Source organism: uncultured Phycicoccus sp., assembly GCF_947495705.1.
GTDB lineage: Bacteria > Actinomycetota > Actinomycetes > Actinomycetales > Dermatophilaceae > Phycicoccus.
In genome coordinates, this window is the sequence record NZ_CANLZR010000012.1 from 1 (window position 1) to 11,824 (window position 11,824).

Annotated in this window: 13 protein-coding genes; 11 read left to right on the top strand and 2 right to left on the bottom strand. The window is 73.9% G+C overall.

What is annotated here, in order from left to right; translation table 11 throughout:
* Positions 1-65: 65 nt before the first annotated feature.
* Positions 66-1,163 (bottom strand): DNA glycosylase AlkZ-like family protein, encoded by a 1,098-nt coding sequence (locus tag Q0963_RS14640; RefSeq protein ID WP_299447418.1) that lies wholly within the window; start codon positions 1,161-1,163, stop codon positions 66-68.
* Between the two features lie 62 nt (positions 1,164-1,225).
* Between Q0963_RS14640 and Q0963_RS14645 the strand changes: the two genes are divergently transcribed.
* From Q0963_RS14645 to Q0963_RS14690, 10 genes are all read left to right on the top strand, one after another.
* Entirely contained in the window at positions 1,226-1,825 is a 600-nt protein-coding gene (locus Q0963_RS14645) for a nucleotidyltransferase family protein (protein WP_299447420.1), read from the top strand.
* A gap of 7 nt (positions 1,826-1,832) precedes the next feature.
* The gene (locus Q0963_RS14650) at positions 1,833-2,213 is read left to right on the top strand and encodes a YidH family protein (RefSeq protein WP_299447423.1); all 381 of its coding nucleotides are present in this window, start codon (positions 1,833-1,835) and stop codon (positions 2,211-2,213) included.
* Positions 2,210-2,548 carry a DUF202 domain-containing protein gene (locus Q0963_RS14655; RefSeq protein ID WP_299447425.1) on the top strand — a complete coding sequence of 113 codons (339 nt, stop codon included), beginning with the start codon at positions 2,210-2,212 and terminating at the stop codon, positions 2,546-2,548. Before Q0963_RS14650 ends, Q0963_RS14655 begins: the two co-directional genes overlap by 4 nt.
* 78 nt (positions 2,549-2,626) lie before the next feature.
* The gene (locus Q0963_RS14660; protein ID WP_299447427.1) at positions 2,627-3,517 is read left to right on the top strand and encodes a MoxR family ATPase; all 891 of its coding nucleotides are present in this window, start codon (positions 2,627-2,629) and stop codon (positions 3,515-3,517) included.
* A gap of 16 nt (positions 3,518-3,533) precedes the next feature.
* Positions 3,534-4,670, top strand: coding sequence for a VWA domain-containing protein (locus Q0963_RS14665; RefSeq protein WP_299447429.1), 1,137 nt, complete (start codon positions 3,534-3,536; stop codon positions 4,668-4,670).
* Positions 4,663-5,802, top strand: a complete 1,140-nt coding sequence (locus Q0963_RS14670; protein WP_299447431.1) for an XdhC/CoxI family protein — start codon at positions 4,663-4,665, stop codon at positions 5,800-5,802. The genes Q0963_RS14665 and Q0963_RS14670 overlap by 8 nt, the downstream gene beginning before the upstream one ends.
* A gap of 161 nt (positions 5,803-5,963) precedes the next feature.
* Positions 5,964-6,449 carry a (2Fe-2S)-binding protein gene (locus Q0963_RS14675; RefSeq protein ID WP_299447433.1) on the top strand — a complete coding sequence of 162 codons (486 nt, stop codon included), beginning with the start codon at positions 5,964-5,966 and terminating at the stop codon, positions 6,447-6,449.
* Positions 6,446-8,926, top strand: a complete 2,481-nt coding sequence (locus tag Q0963_RS14680) for a xanthine dehydrogenase family protein molybdopterin-binding subunit (RefSeq protein ID WP_299447435.1) — start codon at positions 6,446-6,448, stop codon at positions 8,924-8,926. Before Q0963_RS14675 ends, Q0963_RS14680 begins: the two co-directional genes overlap by 4 nt.
* Complete coding sequence (locus Q0963_RS14685; protein ID WP_299447437.1) at positions 8,923-9,771, top strand: xanthine dehydrogenase family protein subunit M; 849 nt, start codon at positions 8,923-8,925, stop codon at positions 9,769-9,771. The genes Q0963_RS14680 and Q0963_RS14685 overlap by 4 nt, the downstream gene beginning before the upstream one ends.
* A gap of 7 nt (positions 9,772-9,778) precedes the next feature.
* On the top strand, positions 9,779-10,459 hold the full coding sequence (locus Q0963_RS14690; protein WP_299447439.1) for an SRPBCC family protein: 681 nt from the start codon (positions 9,779-9,781) through the stop codon (positions 10,457-10,459).
* Here Q0963_RS14690 and Q0963_RS14695 read toward each other — a convergent pair.
* Positions 10,443-10,700, bottom strand: a complete 258-nt coding sequence (locus tag Q0963_RS14695; RefSeq protein WP_299447441.1) for a hypothetical protein — start codon at positions 10,698-10,700, stop codon at positions 10,443-10,445. The two genes, Q0963_RS14690 and Q0963_RS14695, sit on opposite strands and share 17 nt — an antisense overlap.
* A gap of 74 nt (positions 10,701-10,774) precedes the next feature.
* Here Q0963_RS14695 and Q0963_RS14700 point away from each other — a divergent pair, with 74 nt between their 5' ends.
* A complete protein-coding gene (locus Q0963_RS14700) occupies positions 10,775-11,737 on the top strand; it encodes a GlxA family transcriptional regulator (RefSeq protein ID WP_299447443.1) in 963 nt (320 codons plus the stop codon).
* Positions 11,738-11,824 lie beyond the last annotated feature (87 nt).

Below are 11,824 nucleotides of genomic sequence, written 5' to 3' on the forward strand. Positions count from 1 at the left end.
CCCACCGGGACCATCCGCACCACCGAACCCCAACACCGCACGGTCTGACGCGCGGCTCCGGCGGGCTACTCGACGCGTAGGTCGACGCCGACCATCGCGGCGAGGGAGCGGAGCTCACGCTCGACCCCGTCACGCATCGCACCGCTCGGCTCGTCGTCCCAGTGCACGGCATGCACCCGCAGGAGGCCCGCGTCGAGGTCGCTCTGGGCGTCGACCTTCCCGACGAGCCGGTCCCCGTGCAGCACCGGCAGGGCGAAGTAGCCCCAGCGTCGGGATGCGGCCGGCTTGTACATCTCGAGCGTGTAGTCGAACCCGAAGACCTCGCTGATCCGCTTGCGGTCGAAGACCAGGCGGTCCAGCGGCGACAGCAGGGCGGTCCGCCCCTCGGCGGCGACGTCGAGCAGGGCCGGGTCGACCCGCCACGTGCCGCGGACACCGTCGACCACGGCCTCCTCGCCGGCGGCGCCGACGTGGTTCGGCTCACCCGGCGGCTGGGTGGCCGTGGCCCGGGCGATGCCGAGCGCCACGAGGCGCCGCCGGTCCCGCTCGATGCGAGCCTCCGCCACCGGGAGCGCCTCGACGGCGGGGTACACCCGCTCGGCGAGGTCCCAGTTCCGCTCACGGTTCTCGCGCGAGGACACCGCCACCTCACCGCGGGCCTCCATCAGGTCCAGCAGCTTCTGGACGTTCTTGCTGTTCGTCCACCCCGACGAGCGCCACGGCACGACGCACGTGTCCGGGAGCTCGCGAGCGGGGAGCGGGCCCTCGGACCGCAGCCGGGTGAGGATGTCGTCGCGGCACGCCCGGTTCGCCTCGACCCAGTGCTCCAGGGACTCCTGCCAGTCCGTCAGGGGTCCGGGGCCGGGCCACGCGTCCATCTCGGCACGGAACAGCGCGACGTCCTCGGCCGGGCGGAGCATGCCCTGGACCTCGACGAGCGCCCGCGACTCCAGGAGGTCGTCGAGGACCTGAGGGGCGTACCCCGACCCGAGCCGGCTCCACAGCACGAGGTCGGCGTTCGGCGCGACGTACGCCGTGAGGTCCATCTGGAGCAGGGTCAGGTGCCGCACGGTCGCGAGGGCGTCGGTGGGCCGGGACCGGCCGAGCAGCTGCGCCCGCACCGCGACCCGGCGGGCGTCGCGGGGTGACAGGTGGTGGACCACGCACCGACGGTAGCGAGCGGGTCGGGCCCCGGGGGTGCGCTCGCGCGTGGCAGGCTGGCGGCGTGACGACCGTCGGCCTGCTCCTCGCCGCCGGGGCCGGTCGCCGGATGGGCGGCCCGAAGGCCCTCGTGCGCCCCGACCCGGGTGGGCCCACGATGCTCGAGACCACCCTGGACCGGCTCCTGCACGCCGGCCTCGAGCGGGTCGTGGCCGTCGTCGGGGCCGCTGCCGAGGAGACGGCCCCCCTCGCGGAGTCGGCGGGTGCTATGGCCGTCGTCGCACCGGGTTGGGACGAGGGGATGGGCGCCTCGCTGCGGGCCGGCCTCGACCATCTCGCGGCGACCGCGCCGGCCGATGTCGACGCAGCACTCGTCACCCTCGTCGACCTCCCCGACGTCGGCACCCGGGTCCACCGGCGGGTCCTCGGCGCCGGGCGCGGGGTCGGGGCGGGCGTCCTGCTGCGGGCCGAGTTCGCGGGCCGTCCGGGGCATCCGGTGCTCATCGGTCGCGACCACTGGGCCGGCGTCGTCGCGTCGGCGGCCGGCGACCGGGGCGCCCGCGACTACCTCGTCGAGCACCCGCCGCTCCCCGTCGAGTGCGGGGACCTCGCGACGGGACACGACGTCGACACCCCGGACGGGCTGGCGGCCGGTTCGCCATGATGACCCGGTGAGCGAACCCAAGCGGCGGTGGCCGGGCAGCGTCTACGACCACGGCAGCGAGCCCGACCCCCGGTTCTCGCTCGCCAACGAGCGGACCTTCCTCGCGTGGGTGCGCACCGGGCTCGCGCTGCTCGCGGGCGCGGCGGCCCTCGACGCGCTCGACCTCCCTCTCGACGACACCGTGCAGTACCTGCTCGCGGCGCTGCTCGGCCTCGCCGGGCTGCTCGTCTCGCTCACGGCCTACCGCGGCTGGGCCCGCACCGAGCGGGCGATGCGCGAGAGCACGGCCCTGCCCTCGAACCCGGCGATGGTCGTCGTCATCGCGACGGTGGCCGTCGTGGGGCTTGCGATCGGGGTGTCGAGCCTGCTGCGCGGCCTCGGCTCGTGAGCCACCGCACCGAGCGCGACCCCGGGGCGCAGCAGGAGCGCACGGCTCTCGCGTGGCGGCGGACCGGGCTGGCGCTCGTCGTCGCCGCCGTCACCATCGGCCGGCTCACCCTCGACTCGCTCGGCCCCGTCGTCGTCGTCCCCACCGTCATCGTCGCCGTCCTCGCCGGGTGGGTGGTCGTGACCGCACTCCGGGCCCGGCGCCTGGCGCGGCCCCACCCGGGGGAGCCGTCCTTCTCGGTCCTGGCCGACGGACGGCTGCCGGGGGTCGTCACGGTCGTGCTGGGGACCCTCGCCGTGGCCGAGGTCTCGGCCGCGGTCTCCCGCCTCCTCTGACGCCCGCGGCTCGCGGTCGCGCCGACCGGTGTGACGGTCCTCCTTCCGTCCGCCCCGTCCGTGGGTGATGCTGTCGGCATGGACCCCCGGACGACGTTCGACTCGGCCATCGACCTCGCGGGCGCTCTCGAGGCCGTCGGCTACCTCACCGACGACGCCCTCTCGACCGTCACGTGGCTGTCGCTGCGCCTCGGGCGCCCCCTGCTCATGGAGGGCGAGCCGGGCACCGGCAAGACGGCCCTCGCCGAGGCGCTCGCCGAGACGATGGACCTCCCGCTCATCCGGCTCCAGTGCTACGAGGGCATCGACGCCAGCCAGGCCCTCTACGACTGGGACTTCCCCCGCCAGATCCTGCACGTCCGCGCCCTCGAGGCCGCCTCCGGCGCCCCGCGCGACGTCGAGTCCCTGGAGGCGGACCTCTTCGACGAGCGGTTCCTCCTGGCCCGGCCGGTGCTGCGGGCCCTGCGCGAGTCCCCGGCCGTGCTCCTCGTCGACGAGGTCGACCGCGCCGACGACGAGTTCGAGGCGTTCCTCCTCGAGGTGCTCTCGACGTGGCAGGTGACCATCCCCGAGCTCGGCACGGTGGCGGCGGCCACGCCCCCGGTCGTCGTCCTCACCTCGAACCGCACCCGCGAGCTGCACGACGCGCTCAAGCGGCGCTGCCTCTACCACTGGCTCGAGCACCCCGGGATCGAGCGTGAGCTCGCGATCGTCCGCACCCGCGCACCCGAGGTCTCCGCGGCGCTCGCCGAGCAGGTCGTCCGCACCGTCCACCGGATCCGTGACGACCGCGAGCTGCTCAAGCCGCCCGGGGTCGCCGAGACCCTCGACTGGGCACGGGCGCTGCACGAGCTCGGCACCCGCACCCTCGACACCGCGACCGCCGCCGCCACGCTCGGGGTCGCGGTCAAGTACCGCGAGGACGCCGAGCGGGTCAAGAAGGCCCTCGACGCGATGCTCACGCCATGACGTCCCCGGAGCCCCGGTGAGCGTCGCGCGGCAGCGGCTCGACCCGGCCGAGCACGTGCGGACCCCGGACGAGGTGCTCCTCGGGTTCGCCCGGGCCCTGCGCGCTGCCGGGGTGCAGGTGACCGCCGACCGCGAACGCACCTACCTCGACGCCGTCGCCGCTGTGGGGCTGGAGGACCCGGGCGGGGTCTACCACGCGGGCCGGGGCACGCTGTGCGGGTCGCCGGCCGACCTCGAGCGGCACGACCAGGTGTTCGCGGAGTGGTTCGGGGGCACCCGGGCGGGGACCAAGGCGCGCGACCCCGTGCGCCGCCAGGTCGCCCAGGCCGGGCTCACCGGCGAGGACGCCCCGTCCGGGGCGGGCCAGGACGACCCCGACGTCGTCAAGGCGACCGCCAGCTCCACGGAGGTGCTGCGTCGGCGTGACGTCGCGGACCTGTCCCGGGCCGAACGCGAGCAGCTGGCCGCGCTCTTCGGGGCGCTGCGGCCGCGGGCCCCCCGCCGCCGGGCACACCGGTACCAGCGCTCACCGCGGGGGGTCGTCGACGCCCGCCGCACGCTACGCGCGACGCTGCGGCGGATGGGCGAGCCCGGCGAGGTGCAATGGCGCCGCCGCACCACCCGGCCGCGGCGGGTCGTGCTCCTCATCGACGTCTCGGGCTCGATGAGCGCCTACGCCGACTCCCTCGTGCGGCTGGCCCACGCGTACTGCGCGGCCGGGGTCCCCACCGAGGTGTTCACCCTCGGGACCCGGCTCACCCACATCACCCGGCCGCTGCACCAGCGCGACCCGGACCGGGCGATGGTCGCGGCCGGCCAGGCGATCCCGGACTGGTCCGGGGGCACCCGGCTCGCCGAGGGGCTCAAGGTCTTCCTCGACCGGTGGGGGCGCCGCGGCATGGCGCGCGGTGCCGTCGTCGTCATCTTCAGCGACGGGTGGGAGCGGGACGCCCCCGAGGCGCTCGGCGAGCAGGTGCGCCGGCTGTCCCAGGTGGCGCACCGGGTGGTGTGGGCCAACCCGCACCGCGGCCGGGCGGGGTACGAGCCGGTCCAGGGAGGCATCATGGCTGTCCTGCCGCATGTCGACGACTTCGTCGCCGGCCACTCGATGGCCGCGTTCGAGCGGCTCACGGAGGTGGTGGCGCGTGCGTGACGTCCTGGACCAGCTGATGGGCTGGTGGCGAGCCGGCGAGACCGTGGGCGTCGGCACCGTCGTCGCGACCTTCCGCTCCGCGCCGCGCCCTGCCGGTGCGTCGATGCTCGTGGGACCCGGGGGCGAGGCCGTCGGGTCCGTCTCGGGTGGCTGCGTCGAGGGGGCGGTCTACGAGCTCTCGCAGGAGGTCGTCGAGGACGGCACGCCGGTGCTCCAGCGCTACGGCGTCTCCGACGACGACGCGTTCTCGGTCGGGCTCACCTGCGGCGGCATCCTCGACGTCTTCGTCGAGCCGGTGTCCCAGCGGACGTTCCCCGAGCTCGGCGACGTCGCCGCCGACGTCGCGGCCGGGCGCCCCGTGGCGGTCGCCACCGTCATCGAGCACCCCGACCCGTCCTGGGTCGGCCGACGCGTCGTCGTCCGCCCCGAGGACGCGGGGAGCACCGAGCCGGCGGGCACGCTCGGGTCGCAGCGGGCGGACGCCGCCGTCACCGACGACGCCCGCGGCCTCCTGGCGGCCGGCCGCACCGAGACGCTGACCTACGGCCCCGACGGCGAGCGCCGGGGCGAGGGGATGCGGGTGTTCGTGTCGGCGTTCGCGCCGAGGCCGCGGATGCTCGTCTTCGGCGCGATCGACTTCGCCGCCGCCGTCGCCCACGTGGGGTCCTTCCTCGGCTACCGCGTGACGGTGTGCGACGCGCGACCCGTGTTCGCGACGACGAGCCGGTTCCCGGCCGCCGACGAGGTCGTCGTCGAGTGGCCGCACCAGTACCTCGAGCGCGAGACGGCCGCGGGACGCATCGACGGCCGCACCGTCGTCTGCGTCCTCACCCACGACCCGAAGTTCGACGTGCCCCTCCTCGAACGGGCCCTGCGGCTCCCGGAGGTGGGCTACATCGGCGCGATGGGAAGCCGCCGGACCCACGAGGACCGCCTGGAGCGGCTCCGTGAGGCGGGGGTCACCGAGGAGGAGCTGGGGCGGCTCTCGAGCCCGATCGGCCTCGACCTCGGGGCCCGGACGCCCGAGGAGACCGCGGTGTCCATCGCCGCCGAGATCGTCGCCCTCCAGTGGGGTGGCGGCGGAAGCCGACTCCAGGACGGGGCGGGCCCGATCCACCACCACCCGGACTGAGCCCGCCACGGCGGGCTTGCCCCGGAGGAAAGGGCGCGCGGCCCCGCGACCGCCGTTGGGGACCACCGGGGTTCGACGGCCCGTCGCCCAGCCCTTGCCCCAGGGGCGGCGGTGAAGCAGGATCACGGACACGACACGGTCCCCCCGCGAAGGAGTCAAGGATGACTCGGATCACCGTCAACGTCGACGGCGTCTCCTGTACCGACGAGGTCGAACCCCGGATGCTGCTCGTCCATTACCTGCGCGAGGTCGTGGGCAAGGTCGGCACGGTCGTCGGGTGCGACACCAGCAACTGCGGCGCCTGCACCGTCCATCTCGACGGTCGGAGCGTCAAGTCGTGCAACGTGCTCGCGGTCCAGGCCGACGGGCACGACGTCACGACGATCGAGGGCCTGTCGAGCAACGGCGAGCTGCACCCGATGCAGGCGGCGTTCCACGAGAACCACGCGCTCCAGTGCGGCTACTGCACCCCGGGGATGATCATGCAGGCCGTCGACCTGGTCACCGAGAACCCGAACCCCTCCGAGGAGGAGATCCGGGTCGGCCTCGAGGGCAACCTCTGCCGGTGCACCGGCTACCACAACATCGTCAAGGCCGTGGCGGCCGCCGCCGGCTCGATGTCGAGCGAGAGGACCGAGGCCCGATGACCGCCGTCGACGACCGTCCGACCACCGAGATCGGCTCCGCCCGCCTGCGCAAGGAGGACCAGCGGCTCATCACCGGCCGCACCAAGTGGACCGACAACATCCAGCTCCCCGGCATGGTGCATCTCGCGATGGTCCGCAGCCCCTTCGCCCACGCAAGGGTCTCGGGCATCGACACGGCCGAGGCCAAGGCGCTGCCGGGGGTCATCGCCGTCCTCACCGGCTCCGACATCGCGGACATCCAGGGCCTGAACATCACGGCGTGGCCGATCACGACCGACCAGAAGGCGCCCGACCACCTCCCGATGGTGGTCGACCACGTCGCCTGCGCAGGGGAGATCGTGGCCGTCGTCGCCGCCCGTAGTGCCGCCGTCGCGCGCGACGCGGCCGAGCTCGTCGATGTCGACTACGAGGAGCTGCCCGCGGTCCTCGACCTCAAGGAGGCCGCCACCGACGCGGTCCTCGCCCACCCGTCGCTCGGGACGAACAAGAGCGCGTTCTGGCAGCTGGACTCCAAGGCGGGTGGCACCGGCGGGGACATCGAGGAGGCGATCGCGACGGCGCGAGAGGGCGGCATCCTCATCGAGCGTGAGTACCGCCAGCAGCGGCTGATCCCGTCGTTCATGGAGCCGCGCTCCACCGTCGTCGACCCCACCGGCGACCAGGTCGTCCTCTGGTCCTCCACCCAGGTCCCCCACCTCGTCCGGTTCGGCATCGCCGCGACGACCGGCCTGCCCGAGTCCAAGATCCGGGTCATCGCCCCCGACGTCGGCGGCGGCTTCGGCGGCAAGCTGCAGACGACTCCGGAGGAGTTCGTCACGCTGGCCGTCGCTCGCACGCTCGGCAAGCCGTGCAAGTACACCGAGACCCGCTCCGAGTCGATGGTCTCTGCCCACCACGGGCGCGACCAGTGGCAGAAGCTGACCCTGGCCGCCGAGAAGGACGGGACCGTCACCGGCCTCAAGGTCGAGCTCATGTGCGACCTCGGCGCCTACGCAGGGCTCGTCGGCGGCGGGGTCCCCGTGCTCGGCGCGTGGATGTTCAACTCCATCTACAAGTTCGGGGCCTACCAGTTCAACTGCACCAACTACTACACGAACAAGACGTGGGTCGACGCCTACCGCGGCGCCGGCCGCCCCGAGGCCACGTACGCGATCGAGCGGCTCATGGACGAGCTCGCCGCCGAGGTCGGGGTCGACCCGATGGAGATCCGGCGCAAGAACTGGATCACCCACGACGAGTTCCCGTTCGCCTCGGTCGCGGGCATGACGTACGACTCGGGCGACTACGAGGCCGCGACCGAGAAGGCACTCGGGCTCTTCGGCTACGACGAGCTCCGCGCCGAGCAGCAGCGCCGGCGTGAGTCCGGCGACCCCGTCCAGCTGGGCATCGGCATCTCGACCTTCACCGAGATGTGCGGCCTGGCCCCCTCGCGGGTCCTCGGGTCGCTCAACTACGGCGCCGGCGGCTGGGAGAGCGCCTCGATCCGGATGCTCACCACCGGCACGGTCGAGGTCATCACCGGCGCGTCCGCGCACGGGCAGGGGCACGAGACGGCGTGGAGCCAGATCGTCGCCGACCGGCTCGGGGTCCCCTTCGAGAACGTCGAGGTCCTGCACGGGGACACCCAGATCGCGCCGAAGGGGATGGACACCTACGGGTCGCGGTCCCTCGTCGTGGGCGGCGAGGCGCTGGTGCGGGCCGCCGACAAGGTCATCGAGAAGGCGAAGCCGCTCGCGGCCCACATGCTCGAGGCGGGGGTCGACGACCTCGAGTTCGCGGCCGGGAGGTTCACCGTCAAGGGCACCGACAAGGGCATCGGGCTCACCGACATCGCCCTCGGGATCTGGACCGGCCACGACTACCCGGAGGGCCTGGAGCCGAGCATCGACGCCGACGCCACCTTTGACCCGGTGAACTTCTCCTTCCCGCACGGCACCCACCTGTGCGCGATGGAGGTCGACACCGAGACCGGCGCCACCACGATGCGCAAGTACGTGTGCGTCGACGACATCGGCACCATCATCAACCCGCTCATCGTCGAGGGTCAGGTCCACGGCGGGCTCGTCCAGGGCATCGGGCAGGCCCTGTGGGAAGGCGCGGAGTACGACGAGCAGGGCACCCTGGTGTCCGGGTCGTTCGTCGACTACACCCTCCCCACGGCGGCCGACACGATCAGCTTCGTCACCGACCACACGACGTCGCCCTCGACGTCGAACTCGCTCGGCACCAAGGGAGTCGGCGAGGCGGGCACCATCGCCTCCACCCCGGCGGTCGTCAACGCGATCGTCGACGCCGTCCGGCACCTCGGCATCGACGACATCCAGATGCCGTGCACGCCCGAGCGGGTGTGGAAGGCCATCCAGAGCGCAGGCGGGACGACGGACGCCGCACCCGTCGCCGACGCCCAGGCCCACTTCGACGAGGGCGCACCCAACCAGGATCCCGCGGCCGGAACGACGGACGGAGCAGGCCAGTGATCCCCGCAGCCTTCGACTACGTGTCCCCGACGAGCCTCGACGACGCGCTGGCGGCGCTGGCCGAGGCCGGCGACGACGCCAAGGTGCTCGCCGGCGGCCAGTCCCTCCTGCCGATCCTGCGGATGCGCCTCAACGCCCCCGAGAAGGTCGTGGACCTCGGCCGGATCGAGGCCCTGCGGGGCATCCGGGACGGGGGCGACCACATCGCCATCGGCGCGATGACCCCGTACAGCGACGTCGTCACCGACGCCCTCGTGCAGGAGCACGCCGGGCTGCTCGCGAAGGCCGTCGAGACGGTCGCCGACCCGCAGATCCGGCACCGGGGCACCGTCGGCGGGGCCCTGGTCCACGCCGACCCCGCCGGCGACGTCGGGGCACCGGTGCTCGCGCTCGACGCGACGATGGTCGTCGTGGGGCCGGGCGGTGAGCGGACGGTCGGGGCCGGGGAGTTCTTCCGCGACCTCTTCGAGACCGCGGTCGGCGACGGCGAGCTGCTCACCGAGATCCGCATCCCGAAGCACACCGGGTGGGGCTCGGCGTACGAGAAGTTCGTCCGGGTGTCGCACCAGTGGTCGATCGTCGCGGTCGCGGCGACGGTGCGGCTCGAGGGCGGCAGCATCGCCGAGGCCCGGGTCGGCCTGACGAACATGGGCTCGACGCCGCTGCGCGCGAGCGCCGTCGAGCAGGCCCTCGTCGGCAAGGGTCTGTCCGACCTGGAGAGCGCCTGCGCGGCAGCGGCCGACGGCACCAACCCGCCGAGCGACCTCAACGGCGACGCCGACTACCGGCGCCACCTCGCCGCGGTGCTCACCCGCCGGGCCGTCCAGCGCGCGATGGGCGGCTGACCGCCCGATGGAGCTGACGCACGACTTCACCGTCCCCGCCGACGTCGACACGACCTGGCAGACGTTCATGGACCTCGAGCGGGTCGGCAGCTGCTTCCCCGGCGCGACCGTCACGGAGGCGACCGGCGAGAGCTTCAGCGGCACCGTCAAGGTCAAGCTCGGGCCGATCGCGCTGCAGTACTCGGGGTCGGGCACCTTCGTCGAGAAGGACGACGCCGCCCACCAGGCCGTCATCGAGGCCAAGGGGAAGGACAAGCGGGGCAACGGCACGGCCGGGGCCACCGTCAGGATCCGGCTGGAGCCCGCGGGCACCGGCACCGCCGTCAACGTCGTCACCGACCTCACGGTCACCGGCAAGCCGGCGCAGTTCGGCCGCGGCGTCATGCAGGACGTCTCGGACAAGCTGCTCGGCCAGTTCGTCAGCTGCATCGAGGCCGAGCTCGCGGGGCCGGAGGCTGTCGAGCCCGAGGCCCCCGCCGAGGCGCCGGCCGAGGTCGCGGAGCCGACCCCGGCGACCACCCCGGCCCCGGTGCCGCGACCGGCGCCGGCGCCGGTGCCGAGCAGGCCCTCGGACGACTCGCTCGACCTCGGCTCGACGGTGCTGCCCGTGCTGCTGAGGACCTACGGGCCCTACGTCGCGGTCGGCGTCGTCGGCATCGTCATCGGATGGCTCATCGGGCGCCGCTGACCCGGCCCCGACGGCGGCCCCGGAACTCGTGCTGCGGGGTCGTCGCCTGTGTCCGCGCCCGCAGCTCGCCGGCGACCCGGCGGGCGTCGGCGTCGTCGGGGTCGGCCGGGAAGCCGCGGACCGACCGGCCCTCGGCCTGGGCCCGGTGGTGGGCGAGCTCGACGAGGACGACGACCGGGCCGAGGACGACGACGATGCCCGCGATGGTGAGAAGGACCTGGGTGATGTCGGAGATGCTCATGGCATGATCTTGCGGTCCGTTCATACTCCGCCACCAGTGGCAGAAACGTCGACATCCGTCAAGAAACCGCCATAATGGGAGGCGTGGCTCTCCGCTCCGTCGCCGTCGTGCTCCAGGACCCCGTCCAGCTCTTCGAGTACGGGGTGCTCGCCGAGGTGTTCGGGACGGACCGCACCGACGACGGGGTGCCCGCGTTCGACTACCGGGTCTGCGCCGAGCGGCCCGGCCCGCTCGACGCCGGTAACGGCACCACGGTGACCGCCGCCCACGGGCTCGACGCGGCCCGGGACGCCGACCTCGTGGCCGTGCCGGCGTCCCCGGCCGCGGGGGAGCCGAGCGCCGCCGTCGTCGCCGTGCTCCAGGACGCGGTCGACCGTGGCGCGTGGGTGCTGTCGGTGTGCTCGGGGGCCTTCTCGCTCGGCGCGGCCGGCCTCCTCGACGGGCGACGCTGCGCCACCCACTGGCGGTACGCCGCCGAGCTCGCCCGCCGGCACCCCCTGGCGGACGTCGACCCCGACGTCCTCTACGTCCAGGACGGCACCGTCATCACCAGCGCCGGGACCGCGGCTGGCATCGACGCCTGCCTCCACCTCGTCCGCACCGAGCACGGCGCCGCCGTCGCGACCCGGATCGCCCGGCGGATGGTCGTCCCGCCACATCGCGACGGCGGGCAACGGCAGTTCATCGACCGGCCCGTCCCCGTGACGACGGCCGAGTCGCTCGGCGGCGTCCTCGAGTTCATGAGCGCGACCCTCGACGAGACCCACACCGTCCCCGACCTCGCCCGTCGCGCGGCGATGTCGCCGCGCACCTTCGCCCGCCGCTTCGTCGCCGAGACGGGGACCACCCCCCACCAGTGGCTCACGGACCAGCGCGTCCTGCGGGCGCGTGAGCTGCTGGAGGAGAGCGACCTGTCGATCGAGGACGTCGCCCGCGCGGCCGGGTTCGGGACCTCGGCCCTGCTGCGGCACCACTTCAGCCGGTGCACCGGGGTCTCCCCGACCACGTTCCGTCGCCAGCACGGCCGCTCCGCCTGACCGGCTCCCGCCCCCGGTCGCGGACCTTCACACGATCTCCACACCGACCGCGAGCGGCCCGCACACCGACCTCCCTACGCTCGTCGA

Bases quoted from the DNA above. Each gene is read 5' to 3' on its own strand.
- Q0963_RS14675 (WP_299447433.1), top strand. From the start codon at position 5,964: ATGACTCGGATCACCGTCAACGTCGACGGCGTCTCCTGTACCGACGAG.
- Q0963_RS14680 (WP_299447435.1), top strand. From the start codon at position 6,446: ATGACCGCCGTCGACGACCGTCCGACCACCGAGATCGGCTCCGCCCGC.
- Q0963_RS14700 (WP_299447443.1), top strand. From the start codon at position 10,775: ATGGGAGGCGTGGCTCTCCGCTCCGTCGCCGTCGTGCTCCAGGACCCC.
- Q0963_RS14695 (WP_299447441.1), bottom strand. From the start codon at position 10,700: ATGAGCATCTCCGACATCACCCAGGTCCTTCTCACCATCGCGGGCATC.
- Q0963_RS14660 (WP_299447427.1), top strand. From the start codon at position 2,627: ATGGACCCCCGGACGACGTTCGACTCGGCCATCGACCTCGCGGGCGCT.
- Q0963_RS14690 (WP_299447439.1), top strand. From the start codon at position 9,779: ATGGAGCTGACGCACGACTTCACCGTCCCCGCCGACGTCGACACGACC.